The organism is Niallia taxi, from assembly GCF_004005475.1.
Taxonomy (GTDB): Bacteria; Bacillota; Bacilli; order Bacillales; family Cytobacillaceae; genus Niallia; species Niallia taxi.
In genome coordinates, this window is sequence record NZ_RZTZ01000007.1 from 126,745 (window position 1) to 142,281 (window position 15,537).

14 protein-coding genes are annotated in these 15,537 nt (G+C 36.1%); 2 read left to right on the top strand and 12 right to left on the bottom strand.

The genetic code is table 11. The features are described 5' to 3' along the window. Nucleotides 1-17: 17 nt before the first annotated feature. The 5 genes from EM808_RS17615 to EM808_RS17635 all read right to left on the bottom strand — a co-directional run bounded on the left by EM808_RS17615 (nt 18) and on the right by EM808_RS17635 (nt 5,031). Nucleotides 18-857: a MurR/RpiR family transcriptional regulator gene (locus tag EM808_RS17615; RefSeq protein ID WP_127739512.1), complete on the bottom strand. Its 840-nt coding sequence runs from the start codon at nt 855-857 to the stop codon at nt 18-20. 366 nt (nt 858-1,223) lie between these two features. Beyond that, complete coding sequence (locus EM808_RS17620) at nt 1,224-1,919, bottom strand: N-acetylmannosamine-6-phosphate 2-epimerase (protein WP_127739513.1); 696 nt, start codon at nt 1,917-1,919, stop codon at nt 1,224-1,226. 21 nt (nt 1,920-1,940) lie between these two features. Beyond that, complete coding sequence (locus EM808_RS17625; protein WP_127739514.1) at nt 1,941-3,473, bottom strand: PTS transporter subunit EIIC; 1,533 nt, start codon at nt 3,471-3,473, stop codon at nt 1,941-1,943. Between the two features lie 242 nt (nt 3,474-3,715). Further along, nucleotides 3,716-4,171 carry a nucleoside deaminase gene (locus EM808_RS17630; RefSeq protein ID WP_127739515.1) on the bottom strand — a complete coding sequence of 152 codons (456 nt, stop codon included), beginning with the start codon at nt 4,169-4,171 and terminating at the stop codon, nt 3,716-3,718. A gap of 41 nt (nt 4,172-4,212) precedes the next feature. Beyond that, the gene (locus EM808_RS17635; protein ID WP_127739516.1) at nt 4,213-5,031 is read right to left on the bottom strand and encodes a purine-nucleoside phosphorylase; all 819 of its coding nucleotides are present in this window, start codon (nt 5,029-5,031) and stop codon (nt 4,213-4,215) included. 281 nt (nt 5,032-5,312) lie between these two features. On the opposite strand from EM808_RS17635, the gene EM808_RS17640 reads away from it, so the two are divergent. Then, nucleotides 5,313-6,527, top strand: a complete 1,215-nt coding sequence (locus EM808_RS17640; protein ID WP_127739517.1) for an ROK family protein — start codon at nt 5,313-5,315, stop codon at nt 6,525-6,527. Between the two features lie 114 nt (nt 6,528-6,641). On the opposite strand, the gene EM808_RS17645 is transcribed toward EM808_RS17640, so the two are convergent. From EM808_RS17645 to EM808_RS17665, 5 genes are all read right to left on the bottom strand, one after another. Continuing rightward, nucleotides 6,642-7,610 (bottom strand): alpha/beta hydrolase, encoded by a 969-nt coding sequence (locus tag EM808_RS17645; RefSeq protein ID WP_127739518.1) that lies wholly within the window; start codon nt 7,608-7,610, stop codon nt 6,642-6,644. 359 nt (nt 7,611-7,969) lie between these two features. After that, nucleotides 7,970-8,923 carry an NAD-dependent epimerase/dehydratase family protein gene (locus EM808_RS17650; protein ID WP_205685873.1) on the bottom strand — a complete coding sequence of 318 codons (954 nt, stop codon included), beginning with the start codon at nt 8,921-8,923 and terminating at the stop codon, nt 7,970-7,972. Between the two features lie 137 nt (nt 8,924-9,060). Continuing rightward, a complete protein-coding gene (locus tag EM808_RS17655) occupies nt 9,061-9,942 on the bottom strand; it encodes a MurR/RpiR family transcriptional regulator (RefSeq protein ID WP_127739519.1) in 882 nt (293 codons plus the stop codon). 164 nt (nt 9,943-10,106) lie between these two features. Beyond that, nucleotides 10,107-10,508, bottom strand: coding sequence for a hypothetical protein (locus EM808_RS17660; protein WP_127739520.1), 402 nt, complete (start codon nt 10,506-10,508; stop codon nt 10,107-10,109). A gap of 213 nt (nt 10,509-10,721) precedes the next feature. Beyond that, nucleotides 10,722-11,012 (bottom strand): hypothetical protein, encoded by a 291-nt coding sequence (locus EM808_RS17665; RefSeq protein ID WP_127739521.1) that lies wholly within the window; start codon nt 11,010-11,012, stop codon nt 10,722-10,724. 217 nt (nt 11,013-11,229) lie between these two features. Between EM808_RS17665 and EM808_RS17670 the strand changes: the two genes are divergently transcribed. Next, complete coding sequence (locus EM808_RS17670) at nt 11,230-11,601, top strand: VOC family protein (protein ID WP_127739522.1); 372 nt, start codon at nt 11,230-11,232, stop codon at nt 11,599-11,601. 340 nt (nt 11,602-11,941) lie between these two features. Here the strand turns inward: EM808_RS17670 and EM808_RS17675 are convergent, their stop codons facing one another. Both EM808_RS17675 and EM808_RS17680 read right to left on the bottom strand, forming a co-directional pair. Continuing rightward, a complete protein-coding gene (locus EM808_RS17675; protein ID WP_235856645.1) occupies nt 11,942-13,705 on the bottom strand; it encodes an ABC transporter ATP-binding protein in 1,764 nt (587 codons plus the stop codon). A gap of 64 nt (nt 13,706-13,769) precedes the next feature. Beyond that, on the bottom strand, nt 13,770-15,527 hold the full coding sequence (locus EM808_RS17680; RefSeq protein ID WP_127739523.1) for an ABC transporter ATP-binding protein: 1,758 nt from the start codon (nt 15,525-15,527) through the stop codon (nt 13,770-13,772). Nucleotides 15,528-15,537 lie beyond the last annotated feature (10 nt).

Genomic DNA, 15,537 nt, shown 5'->3' on the forward strand with positions numbered 1-15,537 from the left:
ATGTAGAAAGTGACTGCTTAAATATCTTTCAAAGCACTTAACGTCTTATTGCGAAACTGAATACGGTTCATATAGTCCTTTGCCACTAGTTCTGTATAAATTAAATCAAAAAGTAAAAATAGAGGTAAAGTTGGAGAAATATTTTGGCCCATATGCATATTACTTTTATTTGTGACTAAAAGTGTCAGATCTGCTAACTGAGAAAGTTGCGATTTTTTATCACTTGTAATTGCAAGAATAGACGCCCCCTGCTTCTTGGCAATATTAATAGCATCGGTAACTTCTCTCGTTTTCCCAGAAACAGAAATGCCAATGACGAGACTTTTGTTTGTGCATAATGCAGCATCCATTACAGCTTGATGTGGATCTGTAATCGATTCAACATGTATACCGATTCGAAAAAATTTCCATTTAAACTCTTGAGCAGCAATCCCTGAATTACCGATCCCGTAAACATGAACTTTATGTGCACTGTTTATAAGTGACACGGCTTCTTGAATATCCAAAACATTCATTTTTCGGAAGGTTGTTTCGATAATCCCCAAATGATTTTGATAGAGATTAGAAAAGTAATCAATCTCTTTAATATCCGTATTCCTCGTAGGTTTGTTTCTTAAGTCGATATACCGTTTTAACTCATGTTTAAATTCATTAAATCCGGAAAAAGATATCTTTTGACAAAAACGAGTAATGGTAGCAGGTGATATGTGAATTTTTTTTGCAATTTGACTGATTGTTAATTGACTGATTTCATCAGGATTTTTAATAATATAATTTGCTAAGTCTGCCTCAGAGCTTGTAAATTTCTCCATGGTGGCAGCTATACCATTAAGAAGGTTCTCACCGAGATATTCCATAATGATTTCTCCTCTTTTAGATACAATATTCGTTCTATAAACACACTTTGATCTAATTCTTAGTTAAAGTACTAGAAGCAATTAGAATGCAGCACTAGCAATCGATAATAATGAACCCCATAAACCTTGATTACATTAAGTTTTTTAGTTGGTGATTATTCATTATAACTTACTATTGCCTGAGTGGCATTCACCATTATTGTTTTATTAAACATGATTTCTTATGATGGTTATGTCTGAAAAAGCCAGAATTAGATATAGTTTTTATATTTAGAAATAAAAAGGCAGCAGAAGGTTTAATGGTAATAAACCTTCTACTGCCTAAATAATTTCCAGACTTTTTAGTATTCGCGAAACCGCTTAAGTTTATTGTTTTTGCAAAGCATCCACAAATCTTTTCGTAATTAACTGTGGTCTTGTAATCGCACCTCCGACAACAACTGCATGGACGTTCATATCTAACAAGGAGCGGGCAATTTCCGGGGTTAAGACATTTCCTTCTGCGATAACCTTTGCATTTTTCACTTCTTTGATAATTTGTTTAATAACAGCATATCCATGATCATCAATTTTTAAGCCCTCTGTCTCTTCCGTATATCCATATAACGTCGGTGCCACAATATCAAATCCTAACTCATCAGCGAAAATCGCTTCATCAACTGTTGATACATCAGCCATCAGAAGTATATGAGGATACCTCCTTCTAACTTCTTGATAAAATGATTGTAAATCACTACCATCAGGTCGGATTCGATTCGTTGCATCAGTCGCAATTATTTCGACACCTGTCTTGGCTAATGCATCGATCTCTTGCATGGTTGGCGTAATAAAAACAGGCTGGTCCCCATACACTTTTTTGATGATGCCAATTACAGGAAGAGATACTTGCTTCTTTATCTCGATAATGTCAGAGACAGAGTTTGCCCGAATTCCAACTGCACCGCCTTCCTTTGCGGCTATTGCCATACGGCCCATAATAAATGAACTATGCAATGGCTCCCCTTCTAAAGCTTGACAGGAAACGATTAATCCTTTTTTACATTGTTCTAGTACTTGATACATTCCAAACACTTCCTTTATTTATTACTGACCTAAATACTCCTCTACTTCGTTTTTAATAATAGTAACTTGAGGCCCATAAATAATTTGGACACCTGTTCCCTTTTTCACAATTGCTTTTGAACCAGTCTGTTTAATGACATCATCATTCACTAAGGATTCATCCTTAATGGTTATACGTAAACGAGTCGCACAGCAATCGACAACATCAATATTTTGTTCACCGCCTAATCCTTGAACAATCGTTTTAGCACGCTCTGTCGCTGCTACTTGCTCAGTAACCTGCTCCTCATCTTCGCGTCCAAGGACTTTAAAATTCCTTTTTCTTATCAAAAACTTGAATGTAAAGTAATATAAGAAGAACCATGGAATACCTACCAATAACACATATGGCCAATTTGTTTTATCGACACCTTGCAATACCCCAAATAAAATAAAATCGATAAATCCGCCTGAGAAGGTTTGACCGACAGTAATATTAAATATATCTGCCATCATAAAAGCAAAACCATCAAAAATGGAATGTACTAAATAAAGAAGCGGTGCCACGAATAAAAAGCTGAATTCTAGTGGTTCTGTAATTCCTGTTAAGAATGAAGTTAGCGCCGCTGATAACAGTATACCCGCTACTACTTTTCTATTTTTCTTTTTAGAACAATGATAGATAGCTAGTGCGGCACCTGGCAGACCAAACATCATCGTAATAAAACGGCCAGACATAAATCTTGAGACACCTTCATAGTATTGTTCAGTCGAAGGGTCACCTAATTGGGCAAAGAAGATATTTTGAGTACCGCTTACAATTTTGCCGCTAATCTCTAATGTTCCGCCAAGAGCCGTTTGCCAGAATGGAAGATAGAAAATATGGTGCAACCCAAGCGGTCCCAGCATACGTAAAAGAAATCCATAGAAAAGGGTTCCAATTTCTCCGGTACTTGTTACAAGTGATCCTAATTGGTTAATAAACGCTTGGAAATACGGCCAAATTAGAAAAAGAATGGCTCCTACAAAAATGGAAGCAAACGACACAACGATAGGAATAAAGCGAGAGCCACCAAAGAATCCCAATACTTGAGGCAGCTGAATTTTATTGTATTTATTGTGCAAAGCAGCTGCTACAATACCAACAATAATACCGCCGAATACCCCAGTTTCTAATGTTTGAATTCCGACTGACATTCCTTGTCCTGCCCCAGTTAAATTTTCGTGCACCAGGTCACCAGTTAAAAAAAGTAAGGCATTGATGGTACTATTCATGACAAAATAACCAATCATTGCGGCTAAACCGGCTGTTGCTTTATCGGAACGAGCTAACCCGATCGCTACACCTACTGCGAATATAATAGGCAGGTTACCAAATACAATGGAGCCTGCAGCACTCATTATGGTAAAAATCGCTTGTAACCAACTAATATCTAAAAATGGATATGCTGAAACAGTATTTGGATTTGACAGCGCACCACCTATACCTAATAACAAACCTGCTGCTGGTAATACAGCAATCGGTAGCATAAACGATTTGCCAAATTGCTGAGCTTTTTCAAAAGCTTTTTTCATTGCTGTTCCCCTCCCTTATCTTGATTTTTGTTCTGTCTATATCGTTATCATATATCCACAAATAGACTGTTTCAATGGGGTTTCAAACGCTTTCAAGCATTTTCATCCATCTCTTCTTAACTATGAAAATTGTTTCAGTTAATTCGCTCCCCACCACCAAAACAAAAAAAGCCCAATAAAAACTCATTGGACTTTTAAAAATATTACTATTTATTTCTATCAATGCAGGATGGCCTCTATGTTTAAAACGTATAACCTTCAAAAACACTTATGCCTTCTTCATTTAATATTTTTTCTACTACTAATGGTATATTCGGGCTTTTTTCGAACACTTCGCTGCATGAAATCATTATATTACTGCCAGCTATTTCTGCCAGCTGATCGTGTGTGACACTGAATACTAATCTTCCTAAATTCGCCCAAACCATTGCCCCAGAACACATCACACATGGTTCACAGCTTGTGTATAACGTGTATTCCCTCAAATCAAAGATATTGTTCTCAGAGCAATACCTTCTGATTAGCCCAATTTCGGCATGATGTGTAGGATCACAGAAAGTATTTATTTTGTTTTCGCCGACCATTACAATTTCGTCGTCTTTGACTAAAATAGCTCCAAAAGGTTCATTGCCTTCCTTTCGGGCTTGTTTAGCTAAATCAATTGCTTTTCTCATAAACAATTCATCTTTATTTGTCACAGTTAGAAGCTCCAATCACATAACTTTTTATTGATTTACACTTACATTTTCTCGATAATCCCTTTAACTAATTGAATAAACTTCTCCCTCACCATTGCTGCTGTTTCAATTACCTCGTCATGGCTTAGCGGCTGATCAAGAATTCCACATGCCATATTTGTTAAGCAGGAAATACCAAGCACCTTCATTTGTCCATGAACAGCTACTATCGCTTCTGGAACAGTCGACATACCAACAGCATCTGCTCCTAATGTACGAATCATGCGGATTTCAGCTGGTGTTTCATAAGCAGGTCCGCTCCACCATGCATAAACTCCATTTTGCAAAGTCGTATTTTGTTCATTAGCAACCTCAGTAGCGATCGTTCGCAAATTGCGATTATACACTTCTGAAACATCAGGAAAACGAGTGCCTAATTCAGCATTATTTGGTCCGATTAGTGGATTTGTACCGACCAAATTAAGGTGGTCTGTAATTAGCATTAAGTCGCCTGGGTTAAAGCTTGTGTTAATGGCACCGCAAGCATTTGTAATAATTAACTCCTCTACACCAAGAGCCTTCATAACACGTACAGGAAAAGTTACCTCATCCAAGGTGAATCCTTCATAATAATGAAAACGTCCCTTCATCGCCAAAACAGTTTTCCCATTTAAGCTTCCAATAACTAATTCATTTGCATGCCCTACTGCTTCAGATTTTGCAAAGTGAGGAATTTCACTGTACGGAATGATAAAAGGGTTTTCTATTTCATCTGCCAGATTCCCTAAGCCAGACCCTAGAATTAAACCAATCGTCGGACGATAAGCCGTCTTAGTCATGATAAAATCTCTTGCTTCGAAAATTTCATGTGTTTTGTGCATTACTAATTCCTCCTTGAATGAAATATCTAAATTCTTATTGTTTAAAATACTTCTGCTATGGTCAGTTTAATAGGTTAGTCTTGAGATGTAAATGACTTTTTATCATTTTTATAAAAAGTATAATAAATAATCTGATTAACTAAGATAAAACGGAACTTATATTTAAACCTTTTCTTTTTATATATTAAAAGTATTTTGCAGATTACCTTTTTCTTTATGTTAATTTTAGATAAAATGAACATAAGCGATAGCCTTTACAGGGCAAATTATGGGGGAAACACATGCTAAAAAAATTTACCGAATTATCTTCGCCAAAAGCAAGAAACCTAAAGCTTTTATATAGCCTGGTCCGTAAACTGGGGCCAGTTAAAATAAATAGATTAACGGAGCTCACAGGCTTTAAACATGTCACTTGTGCTCGTTTACTGGAGGAGCTTGTTGATGAAGGGCTTATCTATGATAGTGGTATAGGCAAATCAAGTGGTGGTCGTAAGCCGTTAATGTACGTCATCAAGCCAGATGCTTATTACTTAATTGGTGTCGAAATCACCAGTTTTTACACAACAGTATTACTACTTGATTTAAAACTGAATATTGTAAGTGTTGAAAAGCTAAAAATGACTGCTGAATGTACGGGGGAATATACCTTAAACTATATAACTGCCTGCGTTAATCAACTGCTGATCCAAAATAACATTCCAAAGGATAAATTATTAGGTATTGGCGTTGGGCTGCTTGACCGTTTTGATGCAGAAAAAGGAATGATTACATCTACTCATTCCTTTCCTGCAGGTGGATGGGACATAAATTTAGTAGACTATTTAACACAAACTAATAATGTCCCTGTTTTCCTAGATAATGGAACAGATTTAGCAGCATTAGCGGAATATAGGATGAATTACTGGCAGGATACTGAAAATATAGTTTTTGTATCAAGTGATATAGGCATTCGTTGCGGTACTATTTCTCAAGGCAGATTGGTTACTAACAAGTTTGAAATGGAAGATGCTTTTGGACATATCATCATAGATATTGATGGGCGCCGATGTTCATGTGGGGCATATGGATGTCTGCAAGCATACAGTAGTTTGCCAGCCATTCGCGATGAAGTATTACGACTATTAAAACGTGGGAAAGCTTCTCTTCTGCAAGAAAAGCTAAGTAACATGGAGGATATTAATTTTCACCATATTTTAAACGCGCTAGAACAAAATGATTCACTTTGTCTAGAAGTTGTGGAGGAGGCTGCTTATTATTTTGGTGTCGGTTTAAGTAACCTAATCTTCCTGTTACGTCCGGAAATTGTCATCTTCGGTGGAACTTTAGTTCCGAAACCTCTTTTCTTTGAAGCAGCTGCTAAAGCAGCAAGCAACCGACTGATACACTATTCAAGTGCAAAAATCAAAATGGTAAAATCATCTGATGCATACAATATTGTCGCACAAGGCGCAGGCTGTATGGTATTAGACTATTACACAGAGGAAACACCTGTATAATGGCATTAATTAGCTGCCATTTTAAAGGATATTATCAATAAAAAAGGATAATATCCTTTTTTATTGATAATTTGCAGCTCTGTTTCTCTGAGTCAGATAATCAAAAAATTCATGTCATTGAATTTTCAAAAACTCGTTAACAGTTTTACTCATTTCCTTGAAATATTTCCAATGTAAATAATGATGGCCATCTAAGCTAACTAATTTTTTATTAGCTCCATTGTTTAGTTGGTCTTTATAAAAGGTGATATTTGACTTACCGTGATTATTCATGTCCTTCTTCGTAGTGAAAATCAGAACTGGTATATCAGCCGGAAAAGTCATTTTTTCTGTTTTTTTGATGTTATCTTTAATCTCGTTTGCTTCACTCACTACATTCTTATTGTAGCCTTTCCAGGCTGTGACAGCTTTTGTTGTTTTTAAGTTTGTATTGGAATATGCACCATCTTCCGCAATCGGCAGAAAGTTATCTGGAGTTATATAGGAAGCTAACCTTGCCACACCTGTTGGGACTAAATAACTCATATATTTTGGCATAGAAGGAGCTGATTCATCGAAATAATTTAATGCCTGAGGTAATGTGGGATCAATTCCAATAATTGCTTTAACTTCCTCAGGATATGTATTGGCATAGTACATACTGTAAATACCCGATATAGAGTGTGGCATCAATACATATGGCCCATTTATATTAGCTGCCTGTAAAGCTGCTCTCAACTCCCCAATTATGTTTTCAACGGTTCGCTCTTTCCCTGTTAAATCGCTCCAACCGTATCCAAAAGCTTCTACTACCACGACCTTGTTTTTCTTTGCTAATTCATTAACTAACGGCTCGAAGTCAAGAACTGGTGCGGTCGTTCCAAGTCCACTTAATAAAACAATTGTATTTTTTCCTTCCCCTTTTGTATAGACATGCATATTCTTTCCGTCTATTTCTACTAGCTCTCCTATTGGAGGATATTTGTTCTTCTCGTAAATAGTTAGTAAATTACTGCATACAAACCAAATAACGAGAGCTGAAATTACCACTAACAATATGGTTTTCAAAACTGTTGAAAATCTTCGTTTCTTTTTTTTACTCATACCTCACTCCCCTTTTCTTATTTTGCTTTTCAACATATGGTTTTTACATTATTTTCTAAATAACTCTTAGTCCATATTACTTTACATCGTAAATACAGTAATCAACCTAAAGTAATATATCCTTGTCAGCCTTAAGATGTATTAATTTGTAAAAAGTTATTATTTCAGTACGTTGTTTAATTCAAACCCTTTTTCTTTTCATTTCAATTACGGAATAAAGAGAAGCCCTAACAGTTAATAACGTTCTTTACATAGCCGCAAAATTTTTGATACAAAAAAGGCTGCCAATGTAAGGCAGCCACTGATAAAATCTCAGATTTTCTTCTAGTTATATCAAAGCTTTAATTAAGCTTCCCGCACTAATTAATAACAAGATTTCTTTCCATATAATTTTTAATACTTTCTTCAACTGTTTCTAATGTAGTATATCGTGGTTGATATTCAATAAGCCTTTTTCCCTTTTCGATACTAAATTGACCACTGCGTGCAAGGTGGTAATATGAAGAGTTAATATCATCTTCCTTTTCGACATGCTCACACCACTTGTCCCATGGAAGAAAACTGATTTTCGGTTCTTGGCCAAAGAATCGATACATCGCTTTTGCATATCCATATATGGTCATGGAATCTGCAGCAACTGCATGGAAGCTTTCACCTAAAGCTTGGTTTCTATGTGTAATCGCATTCAAAAAAACTTGTGCAACATCATCTGCATGAACATGATGTAATGTTTCCATCCCCAAATTAGGAAGGAAAATTTCCTTTCCATCAGCAATTGTTTGGAAAATGTCAGGATTTACATTTCCTAACGGACTAATGATATTCCATCCTGGACCAGAGATTTGACCTGGCATAACCGTAGTTGCAGGGAAGCCATTTACACGATATTGCTCCTGCAAAAATTGTTCACATTTGTACTTTTCGATTCCATACTCACAAATCGGATTTTTAACACAATCCTCCATTACAGGTAGCATTTCAGCCCGACCATGTGCCCAAATAGAGGAACAGAATAAATAATGAGACAATCTTGTATTTTGAAGTGCTTCTACCATTTGCTTCGTATCTTCTAAAGTGAAATTGATTAAATCGATGACGATATCTGCTTCCATCGCTGCGATTTTTTCAGCAAATGCTTCATCATTGCTTCTATCTAAAATAACATTAGTAACTTCATTCCATGCATAATCACTTGTATATGGCTTGCTTTTTCCTCTGCTTATATTAAAAACATTGAATCCCGCTTTAACTAGCTTAGGAACTAAATAAGATCCTATATGCCCACAACCACCGATAACTACGACCTTCATCATTCATTCCTCCCTTGAAATTGAATTTAACAGAGATTAACTAAAAATGAAATGGCTTTCAATCATCTTTGAAGTGTTTTCTATTATTTTCTGTGTTAATAACGATAAAACGTAAAAAGCTTTTCAATATTTTCTTAATCTTATTGCTCATCCTCTTTAATAATCTGATTATTAATTTGTCGTGTTTCCGTTCGTTGTGCTAATTTCACTTTAAAGTCATAGTTTTTATCATATGAAACAGAAAATAAGCAAGAGTAAAGAATATCTAAAATAAGAGAAATCGATTCAAGTGAGGCAAATCCAGCAATTTTAGTATATGATTTTTCTCGTGTTGTGATATGTAATGTTACATCCGCAAGTCTGGACAAACTGTTTTCTCCAATACTAGTAATAGCGATAATAGGGACCTTATTCATTTTTAAGTAATTCGTTGTTTCCAAAATGGATGCAGACTCACCTGAATAAGAAATACAAATTGCACAATCATTTGCAGATGTCATAACTGCTTCCTGATACATCATGCTTTCTGTAGGATTTGTGTCTGCCTTTTTGCCAATATGCCTTAATTTATAGACGAATTCTTGTCCTAAAAAAGTTAAATTAGATATGGTAAAAACCTTTACTTCACTACTGTTACTTAATAATCTTACTGCCTTTTGCAGGGAGTCATGGTGAATAAGGGATAAAGTATCTTTCGCACTTTCAATATGTATCTGTGTAATTTTACTGGCAATATTCATCATAGAGTCTTGTTCCGTAAAAGGAGTATTTGCATCTAAATCTGTGAAATTTGTCTTTAAATAATCCACTTCTTTAAGAAAGGCTTTTTTCAACTCATTCCATCCGTTAAAGCCTAATTTTTTTGATATTCTTACTAAAATGGATGGGGAGGTATATGTCTCTTCAGCAATCATTGTTGTCGAGTAATCATCAATAAGTTCTTGTTTTTCTAGAACAAAGTCTAAAACAATCCTTTCATTAGGTGAGAACTTTAAAGTTTTCATTTTTTCTTGTAGTAACACGGCGATCACCTTTTCTAAAACTGTTTGGTAAATTCATTATTTAAAATAAAATAGTTTTTGTAAAGAGTCTAACTGGAAATTCTATTGCTGTCGGAAAAAGGTAATTCGCTGCAAAGATACTTTCTCCCTTTGTTTATAAGAAAAAGGAGTTCTGACATCAATGTTCACTGTTTTTTTTCAATTGCCATCCGCAAGTTTGCGATAACTCCAAGAAGCAAAAGGATGGAACAAAACAGCCTTTCAAATGTCGTTCCAACAAGCTGCTGTGCGAATCCAAAGGACCATAGAGCAACAAAAAACCAGCAGACAACAATTATTCCCTTTTTATGCTTAAGCAGATTCCCTCCAATAATTAGCGTAAAAATCCCGCCAATTAAACTAATAATGATATTGAGAATAGAGATTGGCACTTGAGTTTCGAAGTCTTGGGAGCGTCCGCCATTAACAATCGTGAATGGAATAACACCACACAGAATAAGAACATGCAGCAGCAATGTCAATGTATAGAACCAAATCCCCATATTTACAGCTGTTTTCCATTTGATTGTCCTTATTTTTTCTAACATATCTCTACCTCACTTCTTCATTTGCCAATATGGAAAATATATATGAGTACAGTATCGATATTAACTTTATGCTTTGATAGATACACTAATGCAAACTAAAATGAATACCTGGATGTAAAAAAACACAAAACACCAATCCGCACCTTTAGCGTGTGGGTTGGTGTTTTGTGCAGGTTGATGGGTAAATTCAAGTTTCTAAAGTCAAACTGTTGATTAAACTGGCTTGTTCATTTGATCGGTTAAATTAGTCAATATTGCACTATTTTCCTGGTCTGCGTCAAACTGGACAACATCATCGTAATCAAAGGTGTGTAAACTCTCAGGAAATGTTTCCTTTAAATAATCAACAAATGCCTGAATGTCGTTGCCAACATTGTTATTTTGACGGAATTCCATCAGGATTTGACGGAATTTATGCGGAGGTAAATCGCATTGAATATGATAGGATTTACTAATGCCTAAATGGTTTTCGTCTGAACTATAAAGATTATAAATGTTAGTCAAATGAAACTCCCCTTTTAGTTGGAATGAACCCTTTTATTTTACCCTGAAAAGGGAAAAATATAGCAGAATTGCTGAATTTTATTCAGTATAGAAACTATTCAGCTGCAGAAATGATGCTTTTACATAAAACTTTTGACCACGCTAGTATTCAATCATTCCTTTATAGTAAAATGAAATAAAGTTTTTCCGAAAATTCACAAAAAAAGGAGAAGAACAAATGAAATTAGGTGCATTTTCTGTAAGTTTAAACGTAAAAGACATTCATGTTTCCAAAGCTTTCTACGAAAAATTAGGATTCCAAGCTTTAGGTGGTGACATAGCTAATAATTGGCTGATTATGAAGAATGAAAATAGCATCATTGGCTTATTTCAAGGAATGTTTGAAAAGAATATACTAACGTTTAATCCAGGCTGGGATCAAAATGCTGAAAATCTCGAATCGTTTACAGACGTCCGAGAAATTCATAACCAACTAAAGACTGAGGGAATAACCATGCTTTCTGCAGCTGTTGAAACGAAAGAGGGACCTGCTCATTTTTTCATTGAGGATCCAGACGGGAATCAAATTCTTGTTGACCAGCATCGCTGAAAAGGTTTACTGACAGAGCCTAGCTATTAAATTATGTTCGTTCCATTGTGCGCACGTCCTCGCGCTTACCGCGGGGAGGAAGATGAGCCTCCTCAGCTTCGCCTGCGGGGGCTCATCCTTTCCTCTATTTCCCTTAGTAGTCGAGCTCCATTCCACTTAGATTTCTTATGATAAGAGGTATTCTGAAGCTACAAACTTTATTGAAAAAGATAAATAAAGAACCCTAACTAAACCCTACTTTTGAAATGAATTTCCAACTATTAGTTCCAACTTATCTTAGAATAAATCTTATTTTCCAACCTCTTACTCTATGTTGCCTAGCATTTTATTCTTATAACTATTAAGAGGCTTCTTCAAACTGACTGTTATACAGTTCTGCATAAAAACCGTCTTTGCTGATTAATTCTTGATGGTTGCCTGCTTCGATAATATCTCCATCTTTCATTACTAAAATTAAGTCTGCATTTTTTATTGTAGAAAGCCTGTGGGCGATAACAAAGGATGTTTTTCCTTCTGTGAGCTTATCCATCGCTTGCTGGATGAGTACTTCTGTGCGTGTATCAACCGAACTAGTTGCTTCATCCAGAATAAGTAATGGTGCCATTTTCACCATAGCTCGAGCGATTGTAATCAGCTGTCTTTGTCCTGCTGACAAACTTGATTTGTCATTTAAGATGGTATCGTATTTATCTGGCAGCGTATTTATGAAGTGGTCCAGTCCTACTGCTTTACAGGCTGCGACTACCTCTTGTTCTGATACGTCATTCCTTGCATAGACAATATTATCTCGGATTGACCCTTCAAAAACCCATGTATCTTGAAGCACCATACAGAAGAGATCATGTAAGCATTCTCTCGTCATATGATTAGTAGGGATACCGTCAATGGTAATTTCTCCTCCATTTAATTCATAAAAACGCATCAATAGGTTGATTAAGGTTGTTTTTCCTGCTCCTGTTGGACCAACAATCGCTACTTTTTGGCCTGCTTCCACCTTGACAGAAAAATCCTTAATAATTAATTTGTTTTCGTCATAACCAAATTGAACATGCTTAAATTCCACATCACCTTTAACATTTTCCAATATTTCTAACTTATTGCTTTCCTTAACAAGCTCTTCTTCATTTAAAAATTCAAAGACCCTTCCACTTGCTGCTGCTGTAGACTGCAGATTAGTCGCTGCTTGGGCGAGCTGCTGAAGTGGTTGTGTAAATAAGCGGATATACAGCATAAATGCGACGATTACGCCAAACGATATTGTTCCATTGACTGCAAGGGCAGCACCAACAATACAGACGACTACATACCCAAAGTTACCAATAAACATCATTAATGGCATCATCAGGCCTGACAAGAACTGCGATTTCCATGCACTATCATATAATCTTGTATTAATTAGCGAAAAATCATGTTTTGCCTGCTTCTCCCCATTATATGCTTTCACCACATTATGCCCTGAATATGTCTCCTCAATATGACCATTTAGCTTTCCTAGTTCTGCTTGCTGCTGTGCAAAGAAACGCTGTGATTTTGAGATGATAAAAGCCATCAATATGAATCCAATAAAGGTTGACAGCACTGCTGATATGGCCATAATCCAGTTTGTGTAAAACATCATAATTAATGATCCCACAAACATTGTAATTGCTGAAATCAACCCACTGATACTCTGGTTCATTGTCTGTCCGACCATATCTACATCATTAGTTACTCTGCTTAGGACATCTCCTGTAGTAGTAGAATCGAAGTATTTTAAAGGCAGACGGTTTATTTTCACGGAAATATCATGTCGTAATTGCTTAGAAACTCTTTGAGTAACAGTAGCCATTATAAAGCCTTGAATGTAGTTAAATATAAAACCCAATCCGTATAAAAATACAAGTAAAATGGCAACATCGAACACAGCATCTAAATCAATGCTTCCCATTAATCCTTCTGTGATAAGATCCGTCATCTTGCTTAGCTGATTCGGGCCAACAATACTAAAGATTGCTGCAGCCATAGCAAGAATTAAGGCGATGATTATTGCTGGAAAGAAAACCTTGGAATACATTGCTAAATCTTTTAAGCTTTTAACGTTCATGCCTTTTTTAGGGCCTTTAATGTTAGCATCCTTTAGATTTTCATCAGGTTTTCTGTTAGTATGCTCCTGATCAGCTTGACGTTTTTCATCCAATTTCCAGTTCCTCCTTTGACAATTGTGAATACGCAATTTCTTGGTAAACATCACATGTGTGCATTAATTCTGCATGTGTGCCTATTCCGACTATTTTACCTTCATCTAATACTAGGATGCGGTCAGCGTCTTTAATCGTACCTATTCTTTGAGCAACAATAATAGAGGTTGCATCCTTTATTTCTTGCTTTAATTTGGAGCGCAGAACACGGTCTGTTTTATAATCTAAGGCAGAGAAGGAATCATCAAATAAATATATTTCAGGCAATTTATAGATGGCACGTGCAATGGATAATCTTTGCTTCTGTCCACCTGAAAGATTTGTTCCTCCTTGAGATATAATGGACTCGTATTGCTGATCCATATTTTCAATAAAGTCTTTTCCTTGCGCAATTTCTACTGCTCTTTTAATATTGTTTTCTTCTGCTGATTTTTTGTCGGCTTCACCAAAAGCAATATTGGAAGAAACGGACCCGCTGAACATAACTGCTTTTTGGGAGACGTAACCAAGCTTGTCTCTGAGTGATTCTAGCTTATAATCTTTAACATCAAGACCATCCACTATAATTTCTCCTTCTGTTGCTTCCATAAAACGAGGGATTAGATTTACTAGCGTGCTTTTTCCGCTGCCCGTAGAACCAATAATGGCCAGCGTTTCTCCCTTAGATGCTTTAAAGCTTATATCTTGCAAAACATATTCTGTCGCGCCAGGATATTTAAAGCTGACATTTCGAAATTCGATTTCAGCTTCTGATATGCCTTCTGTTGCACTTCCATCCTTTATGCTTACTTCCGTATCGAGGACCTCGTTAATTCGTTTTGCAGACACAGCTGCACGAGGGAGCAAGACAAAGGTGATGGAAACCATCATAAAGGCCATAATTACCTGCATCGCATATGATGAAAATACAACCATATCAGAGAATATAGTCAGCTTACTTGTTATCGGTGCATTATTTATTAAAACAGCACCAATCCAATAGATAGCAAGACTGATTCCAGACATTATCAAAGAAATAGTCGGCATTAAGATCGCCATTGTTCTCGTTGTAAATAGATTTGTTTCTGTCAGTTCGGTGTTTGCTTTTTCAAATTTATTCTGGTGGAACTTAGTAGAATTGTAGGCATGAACTACACGAATTCCTGTTAAATTTTCTCTTGTAACCATATTAAGATTATCTGTTAATGTTTGGATCACTTTAAATTTAGGCAATGCCACTAAAACGATGATAGCAATTAATACTAACAGCACGAAAACAGCGACTCCTGTTGCAGCTGTCCACTGCCAGCTTTTCCCCATGATTTTTAAAACAGCCCAAACTGCCAGTATAGGTGCTTTCAAAACAACCTGCAAACCAAGAATAATAAGCATTTGAACCTGCATAATATCATTGGTAGAACGAGTAATTAAACTGGCTGTCGAAAAACCAGTGAGTTCCTCCATTGAAAACGAAAGGGTTTTGTCAAACACCTTTCCTCTTAAACGGTTTGAGAATTTCGCCGCTACTTTTGCAGCAAAATAGACAGTGATAATAGATGCTACCATACTTCCAACCGCACATAATAGCATAAAACCACCTTGGGAAAGAACATCACTAATTTCACTGCCTTCTGTTTGAACAAGCTTAGTAATTTCCGCCATATAATCAGGAAGCTTCAAATCAAGCCATACTTGTATAACAATAAATACCAATGCACAAAAAACTAACAGCCAATCCTTCCTTTGAAAATGGCTAAATATTTTTAACATCGAATGTCCT

Bases quoted from the DNA above. Each gene is read 5' to 3' on its own strand.
- EM808_RS17615 (WP_127739512.1), bottom strand. From the start codon at position 857: ATGGAATATCTCGGTGAGAACCTTCTTAATGGTATAGCTGCCACCATG.
- EM808_RS17620 (WP_127739513.1), bottom strand. From the start codon at position 1,919: ATGTATCAAGTACTAGAACAATGTAAAAAAGGATTAATCGTTTCCTGT.
- EM808_RS17625 (WP_127739514.1), bottom strand. From the start codon at position 3,473: ATGAAAAAAGCTTTTGAAAAAGCTCAGCAATTTGGCAAATCGTTTATG.
- EM808_RS17635 (WP_127739516.1), bottom strand. From the start codon at position 5,031: ATGCACAAAACACATGAAATTTTCGAAGCAAGAGATTTTATCATGACT.
- EM808_RS17640 (WP_127739517.1), top strand. From the start codon at position 5,313: ATGCTAAAAAAATTTACCGAATTATCTTCGCCAAAAGCAAGAAACCTA.
- EM808_RS17645 (WP_127739518.1), bottom strand. From the start codon at position 7,610: ATGAGTAAAAAAAAGAAACGAAGATTTTCAACAGTTTTGAAAACCATA.
- EM808_RS17650 (WP_205685873.1), bottom strand. From the start codon at position 8,923: ATGATGAAGGTCGTAGTTATCGGTGGTTGTGGGCATATAGGATCTTAT.
- EM808_RS17660 (WP_127739520.1), bottom strand. From the start codon at position 10,508: ATGTTAGAAAAAATAAGGACAATCAAATGGAAAACAGCTGTAAATATG.
- EM808_RS17670 (WP_127739522.1), top strand. From the start codon at position 11,230: ATGAAATTAGGTGCATTTTCTGTAAGTTTAAACGTAAAAGACATTCAT.
- EM808_RS17680 (WP_127739523.1), bottom strand. From the start codon at position 15,527: ATGTTAAAAATATTTAGCCATTTTCAAAGGAAGGATTGGCTGTTAGTT.